Source organism: Nitrospirillum iridis (genome assembly GCF_014205765.1).
Lineage (GTDB): Bacteria > Pseudomonadota > Alphaproteobacteria > Azospirillales > Azospirillaceae > Nitrospirillum > Nitrospirillum iridis.
This window is the reverse complement of sequence record NZ_JACIIZ010000002.1, coordinates 422,568-447,077: the sequence shown is the minus strand read 5'-3', so window position 1 is coordinate 447,077 and position 24,510 is coordinate 422,568. Positions and strand designations below refer to the sequence as shown.

Below are 24,510 nucleotides of genomic sequence, written 5' to 3'. Positions count from 1 at the left end.
CAAGGGGGATCATGGTGGGTAAGTCGGGTTTTGCACGGTGGGGGGCCGCCGTCGCGGTGTCGTTGATGATGCTGGGCGGAAACATGCCAAGCGCGAACATGCCGGCCGGGGCGCAGGCGCGCGAGGCCCCGCCGGCCGACGCCGCCATCCAGCGGGCGGTGGACCAAGCCTACGCCAAGTTCAAGGGCGTGATGGAGGGGGAGAACGCCAGCTACATCCCCTATCTCGCCAAAGCCGATCCCAAGCTCTACGGCATCGCCGTGGTCACGGCCGACGGCAAGGTGTTCAAGGCTGGTGACTCAGCGCAGGAATTTCCCGTTGAATCAATCGCCAAGGTCTTCACCCTCGCGCGGGTTCTGAAGGACCAGGGGCCGGACGCGGTAATGGCCAAGATCGGCGTCAACGCCACCGGCCAGCCCTTCAACTCCGTCCTGGCCATTGAGCTCAACAACGACAAGCTGACGGGCAGCCCGCCGGCCGGCAACCCCCTGGTCAACGCCGGCGCCATCGCCGCCGCCAGCCTGGTGCCGGGGGCGGACGTGACCGCCCGGTGGAGAACGGTGCTGGACACGGCGTCCAGCTTCGCCGGCCGGACGCTGGCCCTGAACCAGGACGTCTACCAGTCGGAAATGGCGAGCAACCAGCATAACCAGGCCATCGCCCTGCTGCTGCAAAGCTATGACCATCTCTACGCCGACCCGATGGCGACGGTGGACCTCTACACCCGCGAATGCTCCTACAATGTCAGCGCCGTGGATCTCGCCACCATGGGCGCCACGTTGGCCAACGGCGGCACCAATCCCGTCAGCCACAAGGCCGTGGTGGATGGCGCCACCAGCGCCCGCGTGCTGGCCGTCATGGCCACCGCGGGCCTCTACAACACCACGGGCGAATGGCTGTTCAAGGTGGGCCTGCCGGGCAAGAGCGGGGTGGGCGGCGGCATCCTGGCGGTGGCGCCGGGCAAGCTGGCCATCGGCGTCTATTCCTCCCGCCTGGACGCCGCCGGCAACAGCGTGCGCGGCCAGTTGGCGGTGCAATCCATCGCCGAGGCGCTGGACCTGAACCTGTTCGCGGTGGCCAAGTAGCGGGCGAGAGGGAGGGGGCGGACGGAGTGCTGGAATGGCCGGCCGCCTCGCCTCTAGGTTGACAGGAACAAAATAGGAACTCATGATGCTCTTCCATCAACCGGGAGAGTGAACATGGATGGTTGGCAGCGTCGATACCGCCTGAGCAACGGCCCGGGCGGCCTGGGTGTCAGTTGCACGGCCGAAGGTCTGGCCCTGGCCGGTGTGCCCCTGTTGGCCAAGGGCGCCGGCGGCTTCCAGGCCCGCCCGGCGGCAGAGGTGGAGACGCTGCTGCGCCGCGCCTACGCCAGCAGGGAACCGGGTGCCGCTGTTCTGCCCGGTCTCACCAAGATCGCCGAGGCGCTGAACCAGGGCGACCTTGCCCAGGCCATGATCCGCGCCGTGCATCTGCGCCTGCCGGAATTGGACTGGGATGCCGCCGTCCGCCTGGCGCGGGCCAACGACAATCTGGCGAAGTACAGCCCCGACCAGCCGCGCGATGAGGGTGGGCGCTTTGCGGATCGGGGTGGCGCGGCGGGAGCGGCGAAGCCTGACGCGGGTTCCGCGTTACGGACCAACACTCAGGAACAAGCGGCGACGCATGCTTGCGGCGTTTTGCGTGTGGAAGAAAAAGACCTACTCTCGCCAGCTAAGGCGAAAGAGCTGTTCAGCAACGAGTTGAAGAAATTACAGGATGAAGGGCTTTTGCCAACACAGGAATTCCTGATGGGGAAAATACTCCCCGATTTTGAGTTCGTCCCCCAGTTTGGGTCCCTGCGACCCCACGATCGCGCCGTGCCGTTTCCCACTCTAAAGGAAGCTCAGAAAGACGCGGATAACTTCAATGGAATAATTGTCGGTGGATACACGCAGGGCAACTACAGCCAAATTTTCCGAACGGCCGCCGCGCCCACGTACATTCCTGGGCTGGGCCGCACGACACCTCAACAGACAATGAGGTTCGCCATTCTGCATGAATGGGCGCATCAGCAGCAGGGAGGGCGCTGCGGAGAAAATGAATGCTGCGCGGACAGCTATGCCCTCAAGCATATGGGGGTTGGAAATGAGGGTCGTTGATATAATTAAGCGCATCCCTGTGTGTAGGATTGTGGCGGTTCTGTCATCCTCTATATTACTGTGCCTGTATATAATGTGGAGATCCGCTCCATTTGTTTACCCAGTCGATTTCCAGCAAGCTTCTTTAAGCGCACTTTGGAATTATCTTGGTGATGGCTCTCGAATTGGTGAGGGTGATTTCTATTTATCAATAAATGAAACTGATGCGGATGATCAGGTTATTTCTTATTTTAAGGAACATTACCCAAAGCTGGTAATTCATCAATTTAGTGAAATGAAAGGATATGTAAGGTGCGGCGTTGAATTTGTGGAGCATCCACGGAAATGCGCGCCCTATCCTCTTATACACGCCGATCTTGTTACCATGCCGATGTGGCGGGTTGCGATAATCGCAACCGGTTCATGGAACTGCGGTGGGCAATTTTGGGTGCTTAAGATATTTGGCCGTTGGGTCGTTCTTTCGAATGACATCGGGTGCGCTTAAAGGGCTGGAGTCGTGCTCGGCGCGATTACCCTCCAGCGGTGAACGGGGCGGCTCTCATCGGAACCGCCCCGCCCAATGTCGTCAGGTAACGCTCCCGTCCCTCACGTCTGCTTCATGCGGCCCAGCGTCTTGTCCGGCACGCCGGTGAAGTTGTTGGAGAGGAGATAGCGCGGGCTGGACTGCACCCATTTGTCCAGGTCGATCTCCTCGAACTTGCCATTGTCCCAGGTCTGGATGATCTCCAGGTCCTCGGTGCCCACGTTCTGGATGGCGTGGCCAAAGCCCATGGGGATGTAGGCGACGTCGCCGGGGCCGAACTCCGCCACCTTGCCGCGCCCGCCGGACCCGAACAGCGCCACCTGGCCCTTGCCGCGCAGGTAGTAGTGCCATTCGTTGGCGTTCACATTCCAGTGCAGCTTGCGGATGCCGCCGGGTTTCAGGACCATGATGCCGCCCGACATGGTGTGGGAGGCGGGGAACTCATCCACCGTGGCCAGGCGAAAGCTGCCGCCGTCGAAGTCGCGCGCCGCCTTGGGGTCCTTCAGCAGGCGGAACTTGTGGGTGGATTCCTTGGGCCAGGGCGCTTCCAGGGCGTCCGCCGGATGCAGGATGGGACCGGACTGGATGTAGGCCTCCCCCTTGGGGAAGGCGTCGAACACGTCCTTGGGCAGGCCGAAGTTCAGGGCCAGCATCTCCTTCGGTGTCACGTCCACCCAGTCGGTGATGGAGAAGGTGCCGTGCTCGGAAAAGGCGCCGTTGTCGAAGGACAGGATGAAGTGGCAAGGCTTGTCGCCGACGCATTGGATGGAATGGCCGTGGCCCCTGGCGAAGTACCATAGGTCGCCCGGCTCGAAATTGTTGATCTCGCTGGCGCCGGAGGGGTCGATCACCACCGTCTGGCAGCGGCCCTCGATGACGAAGGCCCATTCCGCCGCGATGGCGTGCCAGTGCAATTCGCGCGAGGCCCCCGGCTGCAGGAACATGTGCACCCCGGCGATGCCCTTGGCTATGGGGAATTGGTGGACCGTCGCCTCCTTGGCCCAGCCGCCGGTGGTCACCTTGGGTTTGTTGCCGTCCAGCGAGAACCTGAAGTCCGGCATGGCGCCCACGTCCTGCGGGTCGTGATAGGCGACGGTGTCGCCTGGGGGCAGGGGCACGGCGTTGCGGCCATAGCCGCCGTCGCCGGGCCGGGCCATGAACTTGTCCGCCGCCTCGGCCACGCTGCGGAATGTGACCATGCCGCTGGCGCCCAGCGCCGCGGCGCCCAGAAAACCGCGCCGGTTTGTAGACATCAATACCCTCCCGTTATCACTCGCCCGGTATTCGCCGCGCGATGATTTGTATTTGCCCGCCAACTATTGACTTGGGCGGGGTAAATCGGAATGCTGATGATTAGATAACGGTGATCGAAAATCCCGATGAGGCGTCATGCTGGACCCCCTTCACCTGCGTACATTTGTCGCAATTACCGAAGTGAAGAGTTTCTCGGAAGCTGGGCGCCAGCTGGGCTTGTCGCAGTCCAGCGTCAGTGAGCATGTGAAGCGGCTGGAGCAGTTTGCCGGCCAGCGGCTGTTCCAGCGCGACACCCACTCCAACACGCTGACGGAGCATGGGGCGGCCATGCTGGAATTCGCCCGCGGCATCCTGGAGGTGAACGAACGGGCGAAGCGGCACTTCGCGCAGTCGACCAAGCGCCAGCTGTTCCGCTTCGGCGCCTGCGAGGATCTGGCGATGGGCTGGGTGCGCGACATCATCCGCTGCTTCATGGCCGGGCACCCCGACGTCGACCTGGACTTCACCATCGCCCTCAGCCGCACCTTGACGGAGATGTTCGACGATGGCCGGCTGGACATGGTGCTGTGCAAGCGCTGGCCGGACGGCGACCGGGGCGACCTGGTGTTCCGCGACCAGGTGGTGTGGGCGTCGGCGGCGGGGGAGGCGGTGTTCCGCCATGACGAGGCGCAACTGGTGCTATACCCACCGCCCAGCATCACCCGCTTCATGGCCCTGACGGCGCTGGAGCGCGCGGCCGTGCCCTGGCGCATCGCCTGCACCAGCGGCGACCTGAACGGCCTGGCGGCGGCCACGGCCATGGGCGTGGGCATGATGGCCCATTCCAGCCGCCTGCTGCCGGCGGGTGTGCATGCCTGCCCGCCCGACCCGCGCCTGCCGCAACTGGGCGCCCTGGAATTCGTCATCCTGGAACGGAAGGCGCGTGACCGCCGCTTCCTGACGGAAATGTCCGATGCCATCCGCGCCAAGGCGGCGGCGGAAACGGCGCCGCCGCCAGCGGCATGACGGGCGATTTTCGCGGGCGCGTTCGCGCTTCGGTTGACACGAACAAAATAGGAACATAAGATGCTCTTCCATCAACCGGGAGAGTGAACATGGATGGTTGGCAGCGTCGGTACCGTCTGAGCAACGGCCCGGGTGGCCTGGGTGTCAGCTGTACGGCGGAAGGTCTGGCCCTGGCCGGTGTGCCCCTGTTGGCCAAGGCCCCCGGCGGCTTCCAGGCCCGCCCGGCGGCGGAGGTGGCGCTTCTCCTGAAGCGGACCGGCATCGAGCCGCGCGCCGCCGTGCCCCCCGGTTTGGCCAAGATCGCCGACGCGTTGAACCGGGGCGACATGGTCCAGGCCATGATCCGCGCCGTGCATCTGCGCCTGCCGGAACTGGACTGGGACGCCGCCGTCCGCTTGGCCCAGGCCAATGACAATCTGGCGAAGTACAGTCCCGACCAGCCGCGTGATTGGCACGGGCGTTGGACGGATGGGAATGGGGAGGGAGCTGCGCCGCAACTGGAAGGGCATGAGAGGCATGGTCCACCAGCCAACGGGCCCGCTACGCCGAGGTGGGAGGCATCACCAAATGCTTCCCGATATCCACGGGCAATAGCCGGTGCGTTTAAAGAGCAGAGTCCAATTTTGGTGCAGGAGATATTGCCTTTTGGCGATTTCCTGGCGTTTGGGAGGTTGCCGCCATGGATTGAAGCGCTGCCGGATGCGGTCAAAAATGAATTTAAGGAACCGATTCCACGCTTGAGCGGTAAGGAAGGAGCAAAGGACCCCCCTAGTTGGGCGGAGGGGTTTAGGCCAAAAATTGGAGAAAATGCCGAGAGTTTCGCGCGGCGTCTGATGAATGATCGGTATGGTCCTGGTAATTGGAAAGACGGGCCTACTTCGCCATATAGCCAAATAAAAAAGTGGGCGGACAGAAGTTTCAGAATACCGAGATGGGTTTACGAACGATATGGTGCAATATGAAGACGGTTTATATTCTCTACCATTGCTACAGCACGGAATACGGCGAAAACCAGAAGATGATAGGAGTGTTTTCAGATTATGGTAAATGCCAGCATGCTATTGAGGAAATTTCCGGCAAGCCTGGATTTATCGACCATATTGATGGTTTCAATATTGTTGAAATTCAAATGGACAAAATTAAGAGCGATTTCTATCTGACCCTCATCGAGGACTAGATAAATGGCAAATTATGACAGTGTCGATGTTTTTAGTCTTTGGCTGAAGACCGTCAACAATGAAAGTGAGGTGTACTCTCTGCTGGGTATTTTTTCCAGCGATGAGAATGCACGTGCGGCTGTGGAAGATGCAAAGAAAATAAGCTCTTATTCTGGGGTTGGTGAATTCAAAGTTTTCAAATACGAGCTGGATTACATTGACTGGTGTGACGGTTTTATAAGTTCTGCCAAGGCACTTGGTCTGGAATGACCGGGATATAATATCGATTGGCGCTATGTGCCCTTGGTGCAAGGCCTCGAATATTTACAATTCCCGAGTAATCGGCACCCGACCATCGGTCGCCCCTTCTCAGCAAGGGCGGCGGCTAGGCTCCTCCCAGCCGCCGTCTATCCAGCTTCAGCCCTTCATCGCCGCGATGTGCTGGTCGATGATCCGTTCCAGCAGGGTCAGGGGCACGTTGCCGGACAGCACCAGGGCGTCGTCGAAGCGCTTCAGGTCGAAGCGCTGGCCCAAGGCGCCCTCGGCCTTCTTGCGCAGCATGTTGATCTGGTTGTGCCCCATCTTGTAGCCGCAGGCCTGGGCCGGCATGGCGCAATAGCGGTTCAGTTCGCTGCGCAGCTGGGCCACCGGCATGCCGGTGTTGGCGTGGAACCAGTCCAGCGCCTGCTGGAAGCTCCAGCGCTTGGCGTGCATGCCGGTATCCACCACCAGGCGGCAGGCGCGGAAGCCGATGGATTGCAGGAAGCCCAGCTTGCCCAGGGGATCGCCGTCATAGGCGCCGAGTTCGTTGCCCAGCTGTTCCGAATACAGCGCCCAGCCCTCCGAGCAGGCGTTGAAGGCCAGGTGGGTTCGGATCAGGGGCAGTTGGTTGGCGTACTCACCCTGCCAGATGTGGCCGGGAAGCCCCTCATGATAGCACAGCGTCGGCAGGGAATAGCGTGGCCAGATGCCGGTGTCCTTGAGGTTGATGTAGTAATAGCCCGGCACGCTGCCGTCGATGCTGCCGGCCGAGGCGTAGCCGTTGGGCGCGCCGTCCTGGATGGCGGGCGGCACGCGGCGGATCTCCAGCTTGCCCTTCACCAGGGTGGCGAAGGCGCGGGGCAGGCGGGTGCGGATGTCGGCAATGCGGTCGTTCAGGTATTCCAGCAGCTTGGCCCGGCCGGCATCATCGTTGGCGAACAGCAGATCCGGCCGCTTGGACAGCGCCGTCATGCGCTCGCCCACCGTGCCCTGGGTCAGGCCCTGGGCCTTCAGCAGGGTGTCCATCTCCGCCTGGATCTGGGCGATCTGCTCCCGGCCCTGGGCGTGCATCTCCTCGGCCGTACGGGTGGTGGTGGTGCCGGCCTTCAGCGCCCAGGCGTAGTACTCCTCGCCGCCCGGCCGCCGCCAGATGCCGGCCTCCGGCACGGCCACGGCGCGCTGGGCCTTGAACGCCGCGATCTGTTTGTCCAGGGCCGGCGCCACCTTCTGGGCGCACAGCGCTTCCACGTCATTGGCGTAACGGTCCGGCAGCTTGGCCTTGGCCGCCCTCTGCCGCAGGCTGTCCACCAGGCCCCATTGGGTGATGGGCTGGCCCCGGGCGGGCACCATCTGGCCCAGCATGATGTCCAGCACGAAGTCCGGCGCCACCATGCCGATGGACCGCTCATGGTCCAGGCGCTCGGCTTCCGCCGTCAGCTCGCCGGCGTAGGCTTCAACCCGCGCCAGGTAGGCGTCGGCGTCGGCCGCGTTCTCCACGCTGTGCTGGGTGTCCAGGAAGGTGGGGACGTCGACGTAGGCGCCGCCCAGCTGCGTCACCGAATAGGGCATGTTGCGGAAGCTGTTCTGGCCGGACAGCGTGCCGACGTCGCCGAAGGGGAAGCGCCAGCCTTCGATGGCGGTGTGGAAGGACGTTTCCGTCACGTCCACGTTCAGGGCCTGGGCCGGCGACAGCGCGGTGCGGTCCACCGCCTGCAGGGTCTTCAGCGTCTCTTGCGCCCAGGCGGCGCGGGCCCGGTCGGCGGCGGCCGACCGGTTGGTCAGGCGGGCGTGCAGGGCGGCGCGGGCGCCCTTGTCGATGCCCAGGGCGGTGGCGTTTTCCGGATATTCCGCCAGCAGCCGCTCGGCGATGCCGGCCAGCAGCCGTTCCGCGGCGGCGTCGCCTGGCGCTGCCTTACCCGGCGCGGCGTCCCCGGCCCAGGCGGACCAGGGCAGGGCCGTGCTGGTGGCCAAGGCCGAGGCACCCGCCAACAGCGCGCGGCGGCTGATATCCGTCATGTCTTTCCCCTGTTCGTCTGTAAAGCCCAGGCAAATTTTAAGCCCGGCTTGCTTTTTAACCGGGCCGACGGGGATGCGCACCAGGGAAACGCGTCCGGCCGACGCCCTGCGGCAATTGGGGGGCCCTGGAACCATCGCCGGGTGACGTGGGCGCCGCCGCCTGCTTTTCGGCCCTGTTTTTGTGCTCCTGCGGCGGTGGTGGCGCAGCTGCCCCTTGATCTTGTGCCCCACAACCGGATAAGAGGCTTCTCGCGCCCGAGCGCCGGATGGGTGGCCGAGTGGTTTAAGGCAGCGGTCTTGAAAACCGCCGTGGGGCAACTCACCGTGGGTTCGAATCCCACCCCATCCGCCACTTCAGAACAGAACTGCGAACGCCGGGCGTAGCCGGCTTTACGCCGGCCGCGGCGGTCAGCGTCTGAAGCAGATTGCTTTTCGAGCCGATGATGCGAACCTCGCGGTCTGCGACATCAACGCGCTGGGCGAGCGCGCGGAGATGGTCGCGGCGATAGCCGCCACCGTCGATCCTGATCCGCTCGCGTGCCGTCCTGGCGAACCTCTGGACCATCTGCGGCGTGATTGCCTGCTGGCCTGAAGACTCCAGCATCGCGGCAGCACGCGCGGCGTCGGCTCGCGCCTGGTCGCGGATCGCCTTCAGGCTCGCAACGCGGTCCTTCAGCGCCGGATCGTCGAGATCGGCGGCGCCGGCCTCGATCGCGTCATAGAGCCGCTTCAGCCGCCCGCTTGCTGGTTTTGCCCCGCTTCGCTGCATGTCGCTTCACAGGAACGACAACAACGCGAACGCCAAGCAGATCGGCCAGGGCCTGAAGGCCGGATGAAAGCTGCGCCTCGGTGATCAGTAGCGATGATCCGTTTGGGATTTTACCTTCAGCTTTCAGCTCGGCTCGCAGAAGTGCCTGATATTTTATGCACTGGTAAATTCCGCGCTCCAGATCGGCATTATTCGCATTCGCGGCTTTAACTTCCACGGCTATGCAGCCATCTTTATGCTCGAACATGACGTCCACGCGGTCAGCCGATGCAAATAGCCATTCGGTCTTTCCGGGGCGGTACGGAATTTTACTTCCCAATACTTGAGGGTTTTCGGCCACCCACTTCTTGAGCGCCTGATGCTCTGCGCTTTCTGGTTCATTGGACCAACCTCGCTTCCGAGGTGTTTTTCTCGGGCTATTGGAATGTAGGCTGGGAATGCCACCTTGAATGGGCTTTAAGCCGCATCGATTTAGAGTCTCGTCCCACTTCTGAAACCGCCACACTTCCTCCATGGTCTCCTCGGCCATGGCTTTCCGCTGCGCATCCGTCAGGCTTCGCGAGCGGTTCTTGTCGAGGTAGGTGGCAAGATAGTAATCGCACCCAGTGCCGGGGATTCCCGATTTGGCGTTGACGACGAGAGCGTTGAGGGGCGGAATTTTTTCGCCAATCTCCTTCTCTATCTCGATGCACGCATTACCAACTGCCCCAGCGGGATGTCCGTAGACGACAACATTCACGTGGTGACCCCAGCCGCGCCGTTGTAGCTCGGTGTCCAATTGGCCGTATGTGATTTTCTTTCCTTGCTGCGCGCACCACACGAGCAGCGGAAACATCCGCCGCGCGGCAACCGCGGTCCATCCGCTACCGCGGAGAGCTTCAGGAAGCGCCATGCCCAGCCCCTATGTCAGGCCCCGCAAATTCGCTGGGCAGGATATCACAGTGCGTCGCCTATGGTCTGCGGAGGCCAGGCCTGAACAGTTCATCGAAGAGATCGCCAAACCATGCCTCGAACACATTGAGCTCGGCGTCGGTGATGGGCACAGGGTCGGGCCAATCGTCTGTAACAGTCCACGCTGACAGGTCATGCTTTGCCGGCCGGCCGACGCGCGGCCAGGGCTCGATCGGAATGTAAAGGTCATCGGGCAAGATGCCCACATTGGCGCGCGGTCGGGACATCCCGAGAGGATCGCCCGGCGCGTCTCCGGGATGAACGGCCGATCTCTATCCTGTAGCATCCTTCCTCCTCCCGGCCGTCTGGCGGCATCGATGGACGGCGATTTCCACGTTGATTTGATTGACGTTTCCCTCAAAACGTATGGCACGGGTCGTCCGGCGGATGGCCAAATAGCTCAATCATTCCAGCCCACTGCGAGCGCCGGATGGCCTCGCTTTTCCCTTGCCGTCTGCAATCTGAATCGCCGCTCGTCCTCCGCAGAGGATATGTAACATATCCCCTTGATCTTGGGATTAAGATATGTTACATATTCTCTGACGGAATTGATGGAGAGACAGATGATGCCCGTAGTCAGAATCAACGACGCCACCTTTGCCGACCTGAAGTCCATTGCGACCTGGTTCGGCACCAAGACGCCCAGCGAGACTATTGACCGCATCGTACGCGAGGCGATGGAGCAGCTCGGCATGGAACGCGACGACGAGCCCGAGGAACTGGCGACCTTGACCAGAGAAGGAGCGATGCAGTTCGACACCGCGCCGGGGCTTACCTTTACGAAGCCGCTGGCGGCCTCGATCAACGGCAAGGCACTGCAGAGCCCGCGCTGGTCGGCTATCTTGCTGACGATGATTGCGCAGGTGAAGGCCAAGGGGTTTGAGGGGGACAAGCTGGTGCGCGAGCTGGCGGTTCCGGCCAAGGCGGAGCAGTACGACGAGGAAGGATTCAAGTACCACCCTGACCTGGGAATCTCGGTGCAGGGGCAGTCGGCGTCGGACTGCTGGAAGGAAGTGGAGCGCCTCGCCAAGAACTGGCACATCCCCGTTACGGTCGAGTTCTGGTGGCGGCAGAACCCGAAGGCGCAATACCCCGGCAAGACAGGCATGCTGCGGGCGGGGAAGGCGTAGGATTCGTGCAACGCACAAATTAGGACGGCCATGTCGCTTCAGTTCGACCCAAGCACGGGAAAAATCACTTACAAGGGCAAGGAAATAGGTGAGCACATCCTCAAGGATGGTCACTCCACCGTCCGGCTCAACATCGAATACGACGGCGGCGACGATTGGATCGTTCCGCTAAGTTGGTTTGCTCACGGGCTTTCCTTGCTTGCCGAGAATCAGCCCGCCCCGGCGTTGCTGACTGTCGAAACCTCCGAGGACAGCATCGCCGAGGAGTTCGAGGTCGTGCGCTACCTGACCGAGAAGCAGGTGAAGCGCGGGGGCTATATCTGGAAGTTCCACAAGTCCGATGCCGACGATTGGCCTTCACCATTGCACGGGCACGACTACGACAAGGGCCTGAAACTCGATGCCATCACGGGCGGCATTTACGACGTGGGGACGCGGGAGCGGTGCAAGACATTGAAAGCAGGCGACTTGCGGTCCGTCCAAGCCGAACTGAGGGCGTCAAAAGACTTTGAGGAAGCCGTCGCCGCCTTGATTGACAACGCTGCTGCTCCAGGCCCCTCCTAGCCCTTGCTGTATCTGATCGCGGCAGGGTGCCGAAAGTACAGCCGTCTATCAGGCGTCATCTTTGGAGGGCTATGGCGTAGACATAGTGCTCATCATCGTCGGTCGTGGCCCGCCATCGGCCCCATCGTGGGCTGTCGCCATCGGCCGCAAAGGCCGCAGAAACCCTGGGCTTTTTCGTTTTCTGTTGATTGCCTTCGATCGCGATTGACCGCCCCAAGCCGCTTCCGGGTGATAGGCTGAAGTGCGCCGCCATCCAGGCGACGGTCTGAACGCGCCGCTTTTCGTCCCCTCAGGAACGAAAAGCGGCATGGTGCATTTCCGGGAATGATCGCGGCGGCGGGGCCGGGCCGTTCCCCGGTCAAAACCCCAGCTTCGCCCGCATGGGGCGCCACCCGCCCTCGTTTGACAGGCGCTCCAGCAGATCATCGGCGTCGCGGGCGGGCCGATAACGCAGCTGCCGTTTCACCGCCGCGAAATCGCCTGGGGTGAGATGGCCGAGATCCGCTATGCCATCTGGGGCCGGCATGGCGAAAAACCGTTCGAAGGCCAGCGCGGCCCGTGTTGTTCCCAGCGGCGCCAGTTCGATCTTGAACACGAAGCGCCGCAGGGCCGCGGCATCCAGCCGATGCGCGTGATTGGTGGCGGCGATCACCGGCAGGGGATGGCGGTCCAGCCAGGTCAGCATCTCATTGACCTGACCCGCCTCCCAGCTGTTGGCGGCGGAGCCGCGATCGAACAGCAGGGAATCCACTTCATCGAACAACAGCACATGGCCGCGCTCACGGGCTTCGCTGAAGGCCTCGGCAATGGCGGCTTCCGTGCCACCCACCCAGCGCGACAGCAAGTCGGAGGCGCGTTTGACGACCAATGGGCGGTCGACCGCGCGCGCCAAATGATAGGCTAGCGCGGTCTTGCCCGTGCCTGGCGGCCCCGTCAGCAGGAGCGACACATCCAAGCCGTCGCCACCACCCTTGGCGGTCTGCTCCAACTGCGCGAGAAGGGGGACGAGCGGCACGTTGCTTTCGAACAGATCGAGATCCACCCGCTCCCCAATCGCCATGGGCGCGTCTTCGCCCCGCAAGGCGCGCACCAGCGCGGCTGCGGGGCGGGCGGCGCCCTCAGGCTCGTTGGCCAGACGTGTGGCGCGTGCCGCCACGCGCAGGATGGCGGCGGTCTCGGGCGCCGTATCCAACAAGGCCTCCAGCTGGGAGGACGGGACGACCCCTTCCTCAGAGGTGATCCGTTTCAGCATCCGCCGCGCCGCGCGGGGCGTGGCCAGATCCAGCTTGAGCACGAAGCTCATGCGTCGCAGGATCGCCGCGTCGACATTGCCCAGTGTGTTTGTCGTCCAGATCACCGGCACATCGTTGGTTTCCAGCAGGCGGTTGATGAAGACCTTGCTGCCTTGCCGTCCCGATATCCAATCACCGTTCGCCGGCTTGGCGTCGCCGATCAGATCCTCCATCTCGTCGAACAGCAGCGCGGCCCCGCCGGCTGGGGCGATGATGCGCTGGGCAAGCTGCAAGGCGGAGACGCGTTCCCAGCGGCTGGGCTCATCGCCATCCTCGTCGGCCTCGCCCACGCCATAGAGGGCCAAGCCCGCCGCCTGGGCGAGGGTGCGCGCCAATTCGGTCTTGCCGGTACCCGGCGGCCCATGGATCAGGATATTGATGCCGGAGGCCCGGTCGCGGCATGCTCCCATCAGCAGCCGTACAAGGAAGGCGGCATCGGCGACATGGGTAAAGTCGTCCAACGTCAGTCGCGCATGCTGACGTGGGCCGATCAGCGTGGTGACCACCGAAGCGTGGTCCGCGGCGGCCCGATCGACCAGCCGCTCCAGTGACCAGCGCAGATCGACCTCGACCACGCCCCGCCGGTTGGCGCGAAAGCCGGCGAGGCCCAGACGCAGCGCCGCGCTGCGCCGCACCGCGCGGTCGGCATCGACGGGCGCCGCCCCCGCCGCCTGACCCAGCAGGACGGGCAGGTCGCGGCCATTTTCGCTCCACGCTTCCGCCAGCGTGGAGGCGCGTGGCAAGCGATCCACCGCCACCAACAGGCGCAACAGGGCCGTGTCGAATTCATCCAGCGCAAGCGTTTTGGCCAGCACGTCCACGATGGCGAGCACATGGGGCCGGGGCTCAGCGGCATGCTCGCCGTTCAAAGCGGTGAGAGCGGCGGCCCAGTCGAGCTTGTCATCCAGGCCCAGCCATTCGGCGTTTGTGTCGGCCCAGTCGTTCAGGGCGCGGCGAAGGCGCACATCACCCGGCACGCCGATCCGGAGCGCTATGCCCCGGACGATCATCCATTCATTCATGGGAAGTCCGTCATACGATCAGTGCGTGTCGGCGAAGGCGACACGCAACTCGCGTCTATCCGTTGTTCGGGCTGCGGGCGGCGCATCCAAAGCCCCGCCGCATCGTCGCCTCAAGCGTGAGGACGCCCTACGGAAGGGAGTGGAAACAGCCGGCCGCGCCTATGAAGGGCGTATGGGCCAACAATCCAGTTACTCCTGATCGGACAGGCATAAAGGCCTGAGCGGAGACCTGTAGCCTTAATCCGGGGATATCGCAATGCTTGTCGTCGCGGCGCGTAATTCCGCCAGTGCGGGTGCGCGCGCGGACGCTGCCCCGCAAGCCGCCGCCAGCCTCAGCGGCGGGGAGGTGATGCGGGCCGGTCTCGCCTGCGTCCTGGGCGGGGAGGCGCCACCGCCGCTGTTGATCCTGGATGAGCCCACCAACCATCTGGACATCGAGTCCGTGGCGGTGCTTGAGGCGGGGCTGCGCGCCTATGACGGCGCCCTGCTGGTGGTCAGCCATGACCAGGCCTTCCTCCAGGCCATCGGCATCACCCGCTAGCTGACCTTGGGCGGAGGAGCGGCGTGCGATGAGGCGGTGGAGGAGGGAAGTTAAGAAATCAGATGAGATTGAGTACAATATACTATTTATATCAATATATTGCAGGAAATTTCTCAGGTCGATTCTCGGTGATGCTCCTTCCCGGACAGGGGGCTTACGGCTCCCCCATCGCCGACCGCATGCGCTGGGCATCCTCTTCCGTCGCCGGGTTGTAGATCACCATCGTCAGGTCGGTGCGACCGTCCACGGCGAAGGCCGAGTATTCGAAGGCCAAGGGCCCCAGCACCGGATGGCGGATGTGTTTCACGCCCTCGTGCGGGCCGGTCGGAACCTCATTATCGCGCCACAGGGCGGCGAACTCGGGACTGAGTTGACAGAGCTCATGCACCAGGGGTTCCATCTCCGCTGCGGCCCCGGCCCGGGCGGCATCGATCCTGAAGGCGCCCAGGACGAACCGTGCCACGCTTTCCCAATCGTATTGAAGGGCGCGTGAGCGGGGATCCAGGAAGAGGGTGCGCAGGATGTTGCGTTGGTCCGGCGGCAGCGCGCCATAGTCCATCAGCATCAGGGTCGCGGCCCGGTTCCAGGCCAGGACGTCCCAGATCGCCGTCCGGATGATGGCGGGGCTGGGGTCCAGCGCGTCGAGCACGCGCTGCAGACGGGGGGTGATGTTGTCGTTCCGGCGATAGCGCGCATCGGGCGGCCGGCCCAGGCCGAGCAGGAACAGGTGCTCGCGCTCCGCCTCGGCCAGCATCAGGGCGCGCGCGATGCGGTCCAGTACGTCGGCGGAGGGGGCGCCACCCCGGCCCTGCTCCAGCCAAGTGTACCAGGTGGGGCTGATGTTGGCGCGCTGCGCCACCTCCTCCCGGCGCAGGCCGGGCGTGCGCCGCCGCTCCTGCGGGAAGCCCAGGGCGGCGGGGTCCAGCTTCATGCGCCGGTCCCTGAGATAGTCGCCCAAGCTCATGCCCGTGGTGGGAGCGTCGCTCATCCTGGTAGCAATCTTACTATGATAAGGTCACTACTTTACCAGCATAAAAGCCGGAATGACACTCGTCTCCACTGAACCAGGAGATTGTGCTCATGCGCGTATTCGTTACAGGTGCCACCGGCAATATCGGTTCCGCCGTGGTGAAGGACCTGATCGCGGCCGGCCACCAGGTGCTGGGGCTCTGCCGATCGCCGGAGAAGGCCGGCGGGCTGGCCGCTGCCGGGGCCGAGGTCCTTCACGGATCATTGGAGGATGAGGACGGCCTGCGGCGCGGCGCCGCCCAGTGCGACGGCGTCATCCACCTGGCCTTCAACCACGACTTTTCCCGCTTCGTGGCGAACTGCGAGGACGACCGCCGGGTGATCCGCGCGCTGGGGACGGCCTTGGCCGGCACCGACCGCCCGCTGGTCATCACCTCCGGCACCCCCATCGCCAACACCGTGCCGGGCGAGCCGGCCCGCGAGGGCAATGCGACCGTGGGGGCGGACGCCCATCCCCGCGCGGCGTCGGAGGAGGCGGCCGCCCTGCTCGCGGCGGAGGGGATCAATGTGTCGGTGGTGCGCCTGCCGCAGGTGCATGACCCGGTGACACAGGGCCTTATCACCCCGCTGATCGGCATGTACCGCGAAAAGGGCGTGTGCGCCTATATCGGCGACGGCCGGAACCGTTGGCCGGCGGCCCATCTCTTGGATGTCGCCCGCCTCTACCGGCTGGTGGTCGAACGGGCGGAGCCGAACGCGAAGTACCATGCCGTCGCCGAGGAGGGGGTGGCGACGCGGGACATCGTCGACGCCATCGGCCGGCGGCTGGGCCTGCCCGTCAAGTCGATCACGCCGGAGGAGGCGCCCGACCATTTCGGTTGGCTTGCCAGGCTCGCCGGCTTCGACATGCCGGCCTCCAGCGCCCGGACCCGCGAGGTGCTGGGCTGGCAACCAACCGGGCCCGGGCTGATCACGGATCTGGAGCGGTTGGTGCTGCCCGCTCACTGACCCCAGTAGAGTACGGCGGCTGGGGTTGGGGCGGTTCGCTCCACCCCTCACGCCGCCTGTTTCGACCCGGGAAGCAAGCCGAGGCGGATCAGGCTTTCGGCGGTCGCGGCGATGGCTTCCTCGCTGGGGCGGGGCGCCCAGCCGAGCAGGCGGATCGCCTTCTCGCTGGTGGCGTTCAAATTGATGCCCAGCAGGGAAATGGCCCCCTTCATGACCGGGTTCCTCAGGCTGATCATGCGGACCAGCCAGTTGGGCAATACCCGCGTCGGTACCTTGGCGGCTGCGGCCCCCATGCGACGCCGCAATATTCGCGCGATATCGATCATCCACAGGCTTTCACCGGAAATCGCCAGGAAGCGTTCGCCGTTGGCGGCGGGATGGGTCATGGCCCGCAGGTGCAGGTCCGCCACATCCCGGACGTCGACGACGCCGCAGTTGAGCTTCGGGCATCCGGGTTGGCCGTTCATCATGTTCCGGATGAGCCCGATGGAGTGGGAGTAGTCGGCGCCCAACACGGGGCCGAGGACGGCGGTCGGGTTCACGGCCGACAGTTCCAGCCCGCGCCCCTCCCGCCTGATGAAATCCCAGGCCGCCCGTTCGGCAAGGGTCTTCGATTTCTGGTAGGGCCAGACGGGACCGGTCAGGTCGCTCCAGTCCGTCTCATTGAACGGCCGGGGCATGGCCTTGTGCCCGGCGCAGATGGCGCCGAAGGCAGAGGTCAGCACCACCCGCTTGACCCCGGCGTCGCGCGCGGCGCGCAGCACCCGCAAATTGCCTTCGACGGCCGGCCTGATCCAATCCTCCTCGCTGACCTGTTCCCCCGTCGGCGTGGGTGAGGCGCCATGCAGGACATAGGCGCAGCCGGCAACGGCCCTGTCCCATCCCTCATCGGCGGTTAGGTCGGCGACGACGAACGACAGGCAGTCGCCCGCATCCACCCCGCCGGCTTTGAGGTGCGCCCGTACCTCGGCTTCCCGCGACAGGGAGCGGACGGTGGTCCGCACGCGATATCCGGCATTCAGTAGCGCCAGGATGCAGTGCTGCGCGATAAAGCCCGTGCCGCCGGTCACGAGGATTAGTTGGTCGTTCATATCGGTTTCCTAAAAAGCACGCCCACGGTGTGAACGCGGGCCGGCCAACGGTGGTCCGTCGGTCTTGGTTGCCAAGGTAGAAGGCCCCATCCGGATTGTGAATGCTTGAAAGTGCGCATTACTTTCGCGATAGTTCGGAAATGAGCGTTGATCCCTTTTCCGACATCCTGAGGTTCACAAACGCGGAATCGCTGGTGACCGGTGGATTCACGGCGGGGGGGAGGTGGGCCATCCGCTTTCCTGCCCCGGACAAGATCAAATTCTTCGCCGTGGTTAAGGGCCGATGTTGGGCGCGCATCGACGGGGAGGAGCCGCCCAGCCGCTTTGAAACGGGGGACGTCGGCCTGTTGTCCGCGAGGCGGTCCTTCGTGCTGGCCAGCGATCTGGATGTCCCCGCCGTTGATGCCATGACCCTTTTTTCCCGCGCCGACAGGACGGGGGCGGTCGCTGTGGGGGAGGGCGATGACTTCGCCCATATCGGCGGCCATGTCCTGCTTGACCCAGCAAGCGGCCGGTTGCTGGCGGACGTCCTGCCGCCCTGGATCCATGTACCGGCGGCATCGCCGCAGGCGGCCGCCTTTCGCTGGCTGCTCGACCAGCTGGTGGCGGAACGGCGTGCCGACTTGCCGGGCGCGCCGCTGGCGACGGCGCACCTGGCCCAGTTGCTCTTCATTCAGATTCTGCGGGCCCACCTCAGGACCTCGGGCCCCATGCCCGCCGGGTGGCTGCGCGCGCTGGGCGATCCCCGCCTGGCACCGGCCCTCCGGCTGATGCACGACGACCCCGCCCGGGCCTGGCATCTTGACGAGCTTGCCAAGGCGTGCGCCATGTCGCGAACGACGTTCGCGCTTCACTTCAGGAGTGTCGCCGGCGTGGCGCCGCTGACCTACCTCACCGAATGGCGCATGCGCCTGGCCGAGCGCGCCTTGCGGGAAGAGGCCACCCCCGTCGCGACGATCGGCCAGGCGCTGGGCTATACCTCCGAGAGTGCGTTCAGCACCGCCTTCAAGCGCGTGACCGGCACGTCGCCCAGGGCATATCGGGATTCCGTCCGCATTTCCGCATGAGGCGGAGTTACACGCGGTGTTCGTCTGTGCCCAGCAGCAGGATGTTGGCGCGCTGCGCCACCTCCTCCCGGCGCAGGCCGGGCGTGCGCCGCCGCGCCTGCGGGAAGCCCAGGGCGCTGGGGTCCAGCTTCATACGCCGGTCCCGGAGATAGTCGCCCAAGCTCATGCCGGTGTTTGGTGATCCCCGGTAAGTGAGCCGGGCGGGGGACGGTGGGGTGGTCCATGGTCAGCGCGACGTGGGACAGCCCTGGTCGGGGGCTTGGATGTCCAGGCGGACGCCAGCCACCATGAGATCGGGCAAGGGATGCGGGACGGGCGTCGCAAGGCCCTGCTTCAGGGCGTCGCGGACCGCCGCGCAATTCGGCAGCCGTTCCAGGGTGCCGGTCTGGTGCCAGGCGCCGCTGTCGTCCTGCTGATACAGCCGGCTGGCGCGGTAGCCGTCCTGGATGATGACCGCCTCCGGCCCGCCGGGCGGCAGCGCGATCAGGAAGGCGTTGCAGGAGCCGCCGCCCTTCCTGCCGCAATCCCTGTCTTGGTCCGGGTGCAGGCTCGTGGCATAGGCCTGGAGGAAGGCGGGGGGCAGCGTCCGGCCGGCAGGATAGACCGTCACGTTTTCAAGCGGGTCCGTCGTGTCCGGCTGTCGGCGCAGAGCGTCAAGCGCCTGATAACGGTTCGGCTTGCTCAGCACGGTCGCCACGTTGGCGTGCAGGGTGCGGGTCTGGTCGGCGGTCCAGCGGGCGTCGGTCGCCTGGCCCAGGGCCGTCACCGCGTCCCGTCCCCAGCGGGCCCCCTCGAAGCGCAGGGCGACCAGGTCCAGTTTCTCCGGGGGCAGGGCCCCTGACCGCAGGCGGGCCATCTGGCTGTCCACCATCAGACGGGCGGGATCGGCCAGGGGCGTGAGCAGGGCCAGCAGCAGGAGCAGAACCAGGTGCGCGGTGATGTGGTTGGTCGGTTCCAACCGGCGCAGCCAGTGCGGGCCGCCCGGGTTGGGCGCGCGGATGACGGCGACGGCGTAGCCGGCCGTGTAGGCTGCCAGCACCAGGGTGACGGCGGCGGCCTCCACCCGTTGCACGCTCCAGCCATACTGGTCGACCCGCAGGCCCAGGGCCCAGCCGGCCAGCGCCACCAGGGGCAGCAACGCCACCGCCCCCACGGTGCCGGCCCAGCGCTTGATGGCCACGGTGGTGCGCTCCGCCGCCCCGTCCTGGTAGCAGCAGTTGATGAGAAGGATGAGCAGGGCCGCCGCCGTCAGCAGCAGGCTGGCGGCGACATGGGTGTGCCATAGCGGTTGCAGCGACAGGAAGGGCAGGCTGCCCAGGAAGCCCGCCACGATCACCACCAGGAGGGGGAGGAGCCAGGACAGCAGGGTCAGGGCCAGGGCGCGCGCGCCCCGGATCAGGGCGGGCTGCACATCGGTGATGTGCACGGCGCCGGCGATGGCCAGGGTGGTGGCGGGGATGGCGAACCAGTCGTGCCGGATCAGCCTATGGAAAAACCCTACCTTAAGCAGGTCGAACAGGCTGGCGCCGAGATGCAGCACGCCCCAGAACACGCCGACGAACACCACTGTCAGCGCCGCCTGCAGCCCCTGTTTCCAGGCGGTGTCGAAATGGCGGGGATAAGGGGGGCGCCACCGGCGCGCGATGACCGCGTCCACCACCAGCGTATGGGCGATGAACAGGCCGCCGGCCAGGCGCAGCCATAAATCACCATAAGGCCAGAGGAGGATGTCGGCTCCCGTCCCGCTATCCGCCGGCTGCGCGGGCGGCATCCGCGCGGCGGCGTGATAGCCGAGGCCGGCGATGATGACGGTCGCGGCCAGGCCCCAAAGGACCAGCGGACGCCGCGCGATCTGTCCCGCCCCCATCAGGATCAGCGGGGGGATCAGGCTGAAGACCATCAGCAAGGGGACGAACAGCGTGGGTTCCGTGGCCGGCCATGCCAGTGGTTTGGTCGCGGATTCCACCAGCAGGTAAAGCCCCGACGCTTGGATCAGCGCCACGGCGAGGCGGGTGAGGGGAACCATCGAAAGCCGCCCCGCAGCCTCCGGATCCGCCGGCATCGTCCCGTCTGGTGTCATGTCAGCCCCATCGCATCGTTGTACGGCCGCAGTTTAAGCGCGGCCGTGTGCAGAAGCGATGCAGGCCTTGAGGATTTTCCACGGGAGAGCGCGCCGGTGCCTCCTTCGCTATCGGTGGCATCCCCTCCCGCGCCGGGGCCCCTCCACCCCAAATTCCGCCGGGATGGGCCGCGACATCACGCCTCGATCCTCAATCCTGTTGAAGGCGCTGAACAAGCCGGTGACGTAGCGATCCGCCTGCTCGGCTCCCCGGTGATCTCGCGCATGGTGGTAGATTTCGTCGAGACGATAAGAGGCCGCTTCCTGAACGCGGACGACGGCCATTCTCAGGTCCGGTTGCGCTTGATGACATCAGCCGCGGTCAATTCGCGGTAGGAGGACTCCGGGGCCTGAAAGGCATGCTGAAGTTCAGCTTTCAGCTGTTCGAATGCTTCTTTCTCCGCTCTTTGCTTGTCGCGGCGTATCAAATCCCGGACATATTCGCTGATATTCTCATAAGCGCCATTCTCACCCACGTTGGTGGCCACGAAATCACTGAGGGTACCACTGAGGCGTACCGTCATGGTCGTGGTTCGCGACATGATCGTTGATCCTTAGGGCCATGTTCGTCTTCAATATAATCAAAAATGAATACACGGGTAGGCCGGCGGCTGGGGCGCCCGAACCGCCGGCACCCTGTTCAAACCCGCAAAATCTCCACCACCCGAGCCACCGGCCTTTCCGCGCCGGGCACGGTCAGGGCCAGGTGCGCCAGGCGACCGTAGAACGGGCTGCCGGGGGCGCTGTCCAGGAGGCGGGCCAGTATCGCATCCGCCGTCAGGGTGAAGAACAGCTGGGGGCGGCTGAGGAAGGGCAGGCCGGCGTCGGCCAGCAGGGTGCCGAAAGGCATGCGTTCCGCCAGCGCCTCGGCCGCCACGGCCGGGGGCAGGGCGGTCAGGTCCACGGACAGCAGGCCCAGCGCCAGGGGACGGCCGTCGGCCTGGGCGGCCAGGATGACGCGGCGGCGCAGGCGATCCAGGCCCGGCCCCTGGTCGCGGGCGCGGGCCTGGACGTTGACGCTGACCGGGCAACCGGCGTGGCGGGCCAGGGCCGCCGTCATACCGTCGATATGGTCCAGGTGCGGGCGCACTTGCGCGGGTAGGGCATCGGCCGTCACCGGGGTGATGGGCGGAGCGGGCGCCGCCAGGTCGGCGTAGGCGATGGCCAGGGCGGCCCGGGCGTCGTCCAGGGGCGTGGGGGCGGATATTGGGGCGGGGGCGAACATGGGCGCCACCATAGGGCGGCCGGGTCGCGGCTGCCAAGCGCCGGGCGCGGGGGACCCCTTTCGTTCCCGCAAGGCGGGGCGGTCGCTTCGGGGTTGAAATCGGCGGGGCGGCGCGGTATCACACCGCCCATCGTCAATCCCACACGTGGGCTTGCGGGGTGCCCTTATTATCTAGGGTGGTCCGCTTCCGGTGTCTCGAGGCCAGGTGGCCAAGGGGCATTGCCCACGGAGGCCAAACCGGAGAAAGGTTCCGTTACATGGCTATGCCCTCCTTTACCATGCGCCAGCTGCTGGAAGCCGGCGTGCATTTCGGTCACCACACCCGTCGCTGGAACCCGAAGATGGCCCCGTTCATCTTCGGCGTGCGCAACGGCGTGCACATCATCGACCTGGAACAGTCGGTTCCCATGCTGCACCGCGCCATGCAGGCCGTGCGTGACGTGGTCGCCGGCGGCGGTCGCGTCCTGTTCGTCGGCACCAAGCGCCAGGCCCAGGAAAAGGTGGCCGAGGCCGCTGGTCGTTGCGGCCAGTACTACGTCAACCACCGCTGGCTCGGCGGCATGCTGACCAACTGGAAGACCATTTCCCAGTCGATCAAGCGCCTGCGCGAGATGGACGAGCTGTTGGGTGGCCAGATCGCCGGCCTGACCAAGAAGGAATTGCTGAACCGCACCCGTGACCGCGACAAGCTGGAGCGGGCGCTGGGCGGCATCAAGGAGATGGGCGGCCTGCCGGACATCCTGGTCATCATCGACACCAACAAGGAGTCGCTGGCTGTTCAGGAAGCCAACAAGCTGGGCATCCCCGTGGTCGCCGTGCTGGACAGCAACAGCAACCCCGATGGCGTGACCTTCCCCATCCCCGGCAACGACGACGCCCTGCGCGCCATCGAGCTGTACTGCGAGCTGATCTCCGGCGCCGTGCTGGACGGTCTGCACGCTGAGATGGCCGCCTCGGGCATCGACGTCGGCGCTTCGGAAGAAGCCCCGGTGGAAGAGATCCCGGCCGCGGAAGTCGAAGTCGCCGCTGAGGCCTAAGTCTATGGCGGGCGGCCGGATCGGTGTCCCTGGAAAGGGGTGCCGGTCCGGCCGCGTTGCTGTCCGGGGGCAGGAAGCCTCTTGGATTGTCCGGGGGAAAGTCGTCCCCTGGGCTGACCGGGGGCGGGGTGCCCCTGGCCACCTCCGCCCCGTTTCGGGGCGGCTGTCATATGGGCGGCGCTCCCCGCGAGGGAACGGTCGCCCGCGAAATTCCCGGATGCGGATGGCGACGTCCCTCCGACCCCAGAAATATCCCTGCGGACGTTCGTCCGCTCTGATGCGATGAGAGAGGCGAAGATGGCTGAGATTACGGCTGCGCTCGTTAAAGAGCTGCGCGAGAAGACCGGCGCCGGCATGATGGACTGCAAGAAGGCCCTGAACGAGGTCGCCGGCGACATCGAAGGCGCCGTTGACTGGCTGCGCAAGAAGGGCCTGGCCGCCGCCGCCAAGAAGGCCGGCCGCGTCGCCGCCGAGGGTCTGGTCGGTGTCGCCTCCGAGGGCACCACCGGCGCCGCCGTCGAAATCAATGCCGAGACCGACTTCGTCGCCCGTAACGACCTGTTCCAGGGTCTGGTGTCCGGCGTGACCAAGCTGGCGCTGGCCGATGCCGACGTCGAGGCCCTGAAGGGCCAGGCCTTCGGCAACGGCCGCACCGTCGCCGAGGAACTGACCCATCTGGTCGCCACCATCGGCGAGAACATGAACCTGCGCCGCGCCGCCCGCCTGTCGGTCACCGACGGCGTCGTCGCCAACTACGTCCATAACGCCCTGGTCCCCGGCCTGGGCAAGATCGGCGTGCTGGTGGCCCTGGAGTCGACCGGCGACAAGGCCAAGCTGCTGGAGCTGGGCCGCCAGATCGCCATGCACATCGCCGCCGCCCGTCCGGAAGCCCTGGACATCGCCGACGTCGACACCGCCGCCCTGGACCGTGAGCGCAACGTGCTGGCCGACCAGGCCCGCGCCTCGGGCAAGGCCGAGGACATCATCGCCAAGATGGTGGAAGGCCGCCTGCGCAAGTACTACGAGGAGGTGGTTCTGCTGGAGCAGACCTACGTCATCGACCAGGAAACCAAGATCCGCAAGGTGGTGGAGAACGCCGCCAAGACCGTTGGCGCCCCGGTGAAGCTGACCGGCTTCGTCCGCTTCGTGCTGGGCGACGGCATCGAGAAGGAAGAGAGCGACTTCGCGGCCGAAGTGGCCTCGATGGCGCGCTGATCCCTCAGCCGACCAGAACTGGTAGTAAAAGCCGGCGCGTCCAGCGATGGACGCGCCGGTTTCTTGGGCGCCTCCCATTTCCCTCGCGGGAAGGGGGACAGCCCGCCGCCCCGGCCCGCTTCCCCGCGCCGCGCCATTTCCGTGTCATTGGCG

At 65.2% G+C, this 24,510-nt stretch carries 24 protein-coding genes and 1 tRNA gene; 14 read left to right on the top strand and 11 right to left on the bottom strand.

The window, feature by feature from the left end; translation table 11 throughout:
• Positions 1-83 precede the first annotated feature (83 nt).
• Both glsA and FHS74_RS04980 read left to right on the top strand, forming a co-directional pair.
• Positions 84-1,085, top strand: coding sequence for a glutaminase A (gene glsA, locus FHS74_RS04985; RefSeq protein WP_211106112.1), 1,002 nt, complete (start codon positions 84-86; stop codon positions 1,083-1,085).
• A gap of 114 nt (positions 1,086-1,199) precedes the next feature.
• Positions 1,200-2,141: a hypothetical protein gene (locus tag FHS74_RS04980; protein ID WP_184798033.1), complete on the top strand. Its 942-nt coding sequence runs from the start codon at positions 1,200-1,202 to the stop codon at positions 2,139-2,141.
• Positions 2,142-2,726: 585 nt separating this feature from the next.
• Here FHS74_RS04980 and FHS74_RS04975 read toward each other — a convergent pair.
• Positions 2,727-3,917, bottom strand: a complete 1,191-nt coding sequence (locus tag FHS74_RS04975; protein ID WP_184798031.1) for a cupin domain-containing protein — start codon at positions 3,915-3,917, stop codon at positions 2,727-2,729.
• A 136-nt stretch (positions 3,918-4,053) separates the two neighbouring features.
• On the opposite strand from FHS74_RS04975, the gene FHS74_RS04970 reads away from it, so the two are divergent.
• The 4 genes from FHS74_RS04970 (at position 4,054) to FHS74_RS04955 (ending at position 6,350) form a co-directional block, all read left to right on the top strand.
• A complete protein-coding gene (locus tag FHS74_RS04970; RefSeq protein WP_184798029.1) occupies positions 4,054-4,923 on the top strand; it encodes a LysR family transcriptional regulator in 870 nt (289 codons plus the stop codon).
• An 89-nt stretch (positions 4,924-5,012) separates the two neighbouring features.
• On the top strand, positions 5,013-5,885 hold the full coding sequence (locus FHS74_RS04965; RefSeq protein ID WP_184798027.1) for a hypothetical protein: 873 nt from the start codon (positions 5,013-5,015) through the stop codon (positions 5,883-5,885).
• Positions 5,882-6,100 carry a DUF7336 domain-containing protein gene (locus tag FHS74_RS04960; RefSeq protein WP_184798025.1) on the top strand — a complete coding sequence of 73 codons (219 nt, stop codon included), beginning with the start codon at positions 5,882-5,884 and terminating at the stop codon, positions 6,098-6,100. The genes FHS74_RS04965 and FHS74_RS04960 overlap by 4 nt, the downstream gene beginning before the upstream one ends.
• A 4-nt stretch (positions 6,101-6,104) precedes the next feature.
• Positions 6,105-6,350 carry a DUF7336 domain-containing protein gene (locus FHS74_RS04955; protein ID WP_184798023.1) on the top strand — a complete coding sequence of 82 codons (246 nt, stop codon included), beginning with the start codon at positions 6,105-6,107 and terminating at the stop codon, positions 6,348-6,350.
• Between the two features lie 147 nt (positions 6,351-6,497).
• On the opposite strand, the gene FHS74_RS04950 is transcribed toward FHS74_RS04955, so the two are convergent.
• On the bottom strand, positions 6,498-8,357 hold the full coding sequence (locus FHS74_RS04950; RefSeq protein WP_184798021.1) for a DUF885 domain-containing protein: 1,860 nt from the start codon (positions 8,355-8,357) through the stop codon (positions 6,498-6,500).
• A 264-nt stretch (positions 8,358-8,621) separates the two neighbouring features.
• On the opposite strand from FHS74_RS04950, the gene FHS74_RS04945 reads away from it, so the two are divergent.
• A tRNA-Ser gene (locus FHS74_RS04945) sits at positions 8,622-8,709 on the top strand.
• Here the strand turns inward: FHS74_RS04945 and FHS74_RS04940 are convergent.
• Positions 8,677-9,126 carry a hypothetical protein gene (locus FHS74_RS04940; protein WP_211106111.1) on the bottom strand — a complete coding sequence of 150 codons (450 nt, stop codon included), beginning with the start codon at positions 9,124-9,126 and terminating at the stop codon, positions 8,677-8,679. The two genes, FHS74_RS04945 and FHS74_RS04940, sit on opposite strands and share 33 nt — an antisense overlap.
• Complete coding sequence (locus FHS74_RS04935; RefSeq protein ID WP_184798019.1) at positions 9,074-10,018, bottom strand: hypothetical protein; 945 nt, start codon at positions 10,016-10,018, stop codon at positions 9,074-9,076. The genes FHS74_RS04940 and FHS74_RS04935 overlap by 53 nt, the downstream gene beginning before the upstream one ends.
• 622 nt (positions 10,019-10,640) lie before the next feature.
• Here FHS74_RS04935 and FHS74_RS04930 point away from each other — a divergent pair.
• Together FHS74_RS04930 and FHS74_RS04925 are read left to right on the top strand one after the other, a co-directional pair.
• Entirely contained in the window at positions 10,641-11,207 is a 567-nt protein-coding gene (locus FHS74_RS04930; RefSeq protein ID WP_184798017.1) for a T4SS efffector SepA family protein, read from the top strand.
• 30 nt (positions 11,208-11,237) lie between these two features.
• Entirely contained in the window at positions 11,238-11,771 is a 534-nt protein-coding gene (locus FHS74_RS04925) for a hypothetical protein (protein ID WP_184798015.1), read from the top strand.
• 358 nt (positions 11,772-12,129) lie between these two features.
• On the opposite strand, the gene FHS74_RS04920 is transcribed toward FHS74_RS04925, so the two are convergent.
• Positions 12,130-14,085 carry an AAA family ATPase gene (locus FHS74_RS04920; protein ID WP_184798013.1) on the bottom strand — a complete coding sequence of 652 codons (1,956 nt, stop codon included), beginning with the start codon at positions 14,083-14,085 and terminating at the stop codon, positions 12,130-12,132.
• Between the two features lie 256 nt (positions 14,086-14,341).
• Here FHS74_RS04920 and FHS74_RS04915 point away from each other — a divergent pair, with 256 nt between their 5' ends.
• Complete coding sequence (locus tag FHS74_RS04915) at positions 14,342-14,626, top strand: P-loop NTPase family protein (protein ID WP_281384605.1); 285 nt, start codon at positions 14,342-14,344, stop codon at positions 14,624-14,626.
• A gap of 154 nt (positions 14,627-14,780) precedes the next feature.
• On the opposite strand, the gene FHS74_RS04910 is transcribed toward FHS74_RS04915, so the two are convergent.
• The gene (locus FHS74_RS04910; protein WP_184798011.1) at positions 14,781-15,614 is read right to left on the bottom strand and encodes a helix-turn-helix transcriptional regulator; all 834 of its coding nucleotides are present in this window, start codon (positions 15,612-15,614) and stop codon (positions 14,781-14,783) included.
• Between the two features lie 92 nt (positions 15,615-15,706).
• On the opposite strand from FHS74_RS04910, the gene FHS74_RS04905 reads away from it, so the two are divergent.
• Positions 15,707-16,603 (top strand): SDR family oxidoreductase, encoded by an 897-nt coding sequence (locus FHS74_RS04905; RefSeq protein WP_184798009.1) that lies wholly within the window; start codon positions 15,707-15,709, stop codon positions 16,601-16,603.
• A 47-nt stretch (positions 16,604-16,650) separates the two neighbouring features.
• On the opposite strand, the gene FHS74_RS04900 is transcribed toward FHS74_RS04905, so the two are convergent.
• Positions 16,651-17,694, bottom strand: coding sequence for an SDR family oxidoreductase (locus FHS74_RS04900; RefSeq protein ID WP_184798007.1), 1,044 nt, complete (start codon positions 17,692-17,694; stop codon positions 16,651-16,653).
• Positions 17,695-17,834: 140 nt separating this feature from the next.
• Between FHS74_RS04900 and FHS74_RS04895 the strand changes: the two genes are divergently transcribed.
• On the top strand, positions 17,835-18,761 hold the full coding sequence (locus FHS74_RS04895; RefSeq protein ID WP_211106110.1) for an AraC family transcriptional regulator: 927 nt from the start codon (positions 17,835-17,837) through the stop codon (positions 18,759-18,761).
• A 7-nt stretch (positions 18,762-18,768) separates the two neighbouring features.
• Here the strand turns inward: FHS74_RS04895 and FHS74_RS04890 are convergent, their stop codons facing one another.
• From FHS74_RS04890 to FHS74_RS04875, 4 genes are all read right to left on the bottom strand, one after another.
• Positions 18,769-18,894 (bottom strand): hypothetical protein, encoded by a 126-nt coding sequence (locus tag FHS74_RS04890; protein WP_425491253.1) that lies wholly within the window; start codon positions 18,892-18,894, stop codon positions 18,769-18,771.
• 93 nt (positions 18,895-18,987) lie between these two features.
• Entirely contained in the window at positions 18,988-20,787 is a 1,800-nt protein-coding gene (locus FHS74_RS04885) for a DUF4153 domain-containing protein (protein WP_184798003.1), read from the bottom strand.
• A gap of 380 nt (positions 20,788-21,167) precedes the next feature.
• Positions 21,168-21,422 carry a ribbon-helix-helix domain-containing protein gene (locus FHS74_RS04880; RefSeq protein WP_184798000.1) on the bottom strand — a complete coding sequence of 85 codons (255 nt, stop codon included), beginning with the start codon at positions 21,420-21,422 and terminating at the stop codon, positions 21,168-21,170.
• Between the two features lie 98 nt (positions 21,423-21,520).
• Positions 21,521-22,105 (bottom strand): hypothetical protein, encoded by a 585-nt coding sequence (locus FHS74_RS04875; RefSeq protein ID WP_184797997.1) that lies wholly within the window; start codon positions 22,103-22,105, stop codon positions 21,521-21,523.
• Between the two features lie 257 nt (positions 22,106-22,362).
• Between FHS74_RS04875 and rpsB the strand changes: the two genes are divergently transcribed.
• Together rpsB and tsf are read left to right on the top strand one after the other, a co-directional pair.
• On the top strand, positions 22,363-23,142 hold the full coding sequence (gene rpsB, locus FHS74_RS04870; RefSeq protein WP_184797995.1) for a 30S ribosomal protein S2: 780 nt from the start codon (positions 22,363-22,365) through the stop codon (positions 23,140-23,142).
• 297 nt (positions 23,143-23,439) lie between these two features.
• Complete coding sequence (tsf, locus tag FHS74_RS04865; protein WP_184797994.1) at positions 23,440-24,357, top strand: translation elongation factor Ts; 918 nt, start codon at positions 23,440-23,442, stop codon at positions 24,355-24,357.
• Positions 24,358-24,510 lie beyond the last annotated feature (153 nt).

Coding starts and splice junctions, on each gene's coding strand:
- glsA (WP_211106112.1), top strand. CDS start 84: ATGCCAAGCGCGAACATGCCGGCCGGGGCGCAGGCGCGCGAGGCCCCG.
- FHS74_RS04980 (WP_184798033.1), top strand. CDS start 1,200: ATGGATGGTTGGCAGCGTCGATACCGCCTGAGCAACGGCCCGGGCGGC.
- FHS74_RS04975 (WP_184798031.1), bottom strand. CDS start 3,917: ATGTCTACAAACCGGCGCGGTTTTCTGGGCGCCGCGGCGCTGGGCGCC.
- FHS74_RS04970 (WP_184798029.1), top strand. CDS start 4,054: ATGCTGGACCCCCTTCACCTGCGTACATTTGTCGCAATTACCGAAGTG.
- FHS74_RS04965 (WP_184798027.1), top strand. CDS start 5,013: ATGGATGGTTGGCAGCGTCGGTACCGTCTGAGCAACGGCCCGGGTGGC.
- FHS74_RS04960 (WP_184798025.1), top strand. CDS start 5,882: ATGAAGACGGTTTATATTCTCTACCATTGCTACAGCACGGAATACGGC.
- FHS74_RS04955 (WP_184798023.1), top strand. CDS start 6,105: ATGGCAAATTATGACAGTGTCGATGTTTTTAGTCTTTGGCTGAAGACC.
- FHS74_RS04950 (WP_184798021.1), bottom strand. CDS start 8,357: ATGACGGATATCAGCCGCCGCGCGCTGTTGGCGGGTGCCTCGGCCTTG.
- FHS74_RS04940 (WP_211106111.1), bottom strand. CDS start 9,126: ATGCAGCGAAGCGGGGCAAAACCAGCAAGCGGGCGGCTGAAGCGGCTC.
- FHS74_RS04935 (WP_184798019.1), bottom strand. CDS start 10,018: ATGGCGCTTCCTGAAGCTCTCCGCGGTAGCGGATGGACCGCGGTTGCC.
- FHS74_RS04930 (WP_184798017.1), top strand. CDS start 10,641: ATGATGCCCGTAGTCAGAATCAACGACGCCACCTTTGCCGACCTGAAG.
- FHS74_RS04925 (WP_184798015.1), top strand. CDS start 11,238: ATGTCGCTTCAGTTCGACCCAAGCACGGGAAAAATCACTTACAAGGGC.
- FHS74_RS04920 (WP_184798013.1), bottom strand. CDS start 14,085: ATGAATGAATGGATGATCGTCCGGGGCATAGCGCTCCGGATCGGCGTG.
- FHS74_RS04915 (WP_281384605.1), top strand. CDS start 14,342: ATGCTTGTCGTCGCGGCGCGTAATTCCGCCAGTGCGGGTGCGCGCGCG.
- FHS74_RS04910 (WP_184798011.1), bottom strand. CDS start 15,614: ATGAGCGACGCTCCCACCACGGGCATGAGCTTGGGCGACTATCTCAGG.
- FHS74_RS04905 (WP_184798009.1), top strand. CDS start 15,707: ATGCGCGTATTCGTTACAGGTGCCACCGGCAATATCGGTTCCGCCGTG.
- FHS74_RS04900 (WP_184798007.1), bottom strand. CDS start 17,694: ATGAACGACCAACTAATCCTCGTGACCGGCGGCACGGGCTTTATCGCG.
- FHS74_RS04895 (WP_211106110.1), top strand. CDS start 17,835: ATGAGCGTTGATCCCTTTTCCGACATCCTGAGGTTCACAAACGCGGAA.
- FHS74_RS04890 (WP_425491253.1), bottom strand. CDS start 18,894: ATGAAGCTGGACCCCAGCGCCCTGGGCTTCCCGCAGGCGCGGCGGCGC.
- FHS74_RS04885 (WP_184798003.1), bottom strand. CDS start 20,787: ATGGTTCCCCTCACCCGCCTCGCCGTGGCGCTGATCCAAGCGTCGGGG.
- FHS74_RS04880 (WP_184798000.1), bottom strand. CDS start 21,422: ATGTCGCGAACCACGACCATGACGGTACGCCTCAGTGGTACCCTCAGT.
- FHS74_RS04875 (WP_184797997.1), bottom strand. CDS start 22,105: ATGTTCGCCCCCGCCCCAATATCCGCCCCCACGCCCCTGGACGACGCC.
- rpsB (WP_184797995.1), top strand. CDS start 22,363: ATGGCTATGCCCTCCTTTACCATGCGCCAGCTGCTGGAAGCCGGCGTG.
- tsf (WP_184797994.1), top strand. CDS start 23,440: ATGGCTGAGATTACGGCTGCGCTCGTTAAAGAGCTGCGCGAGAAGACC.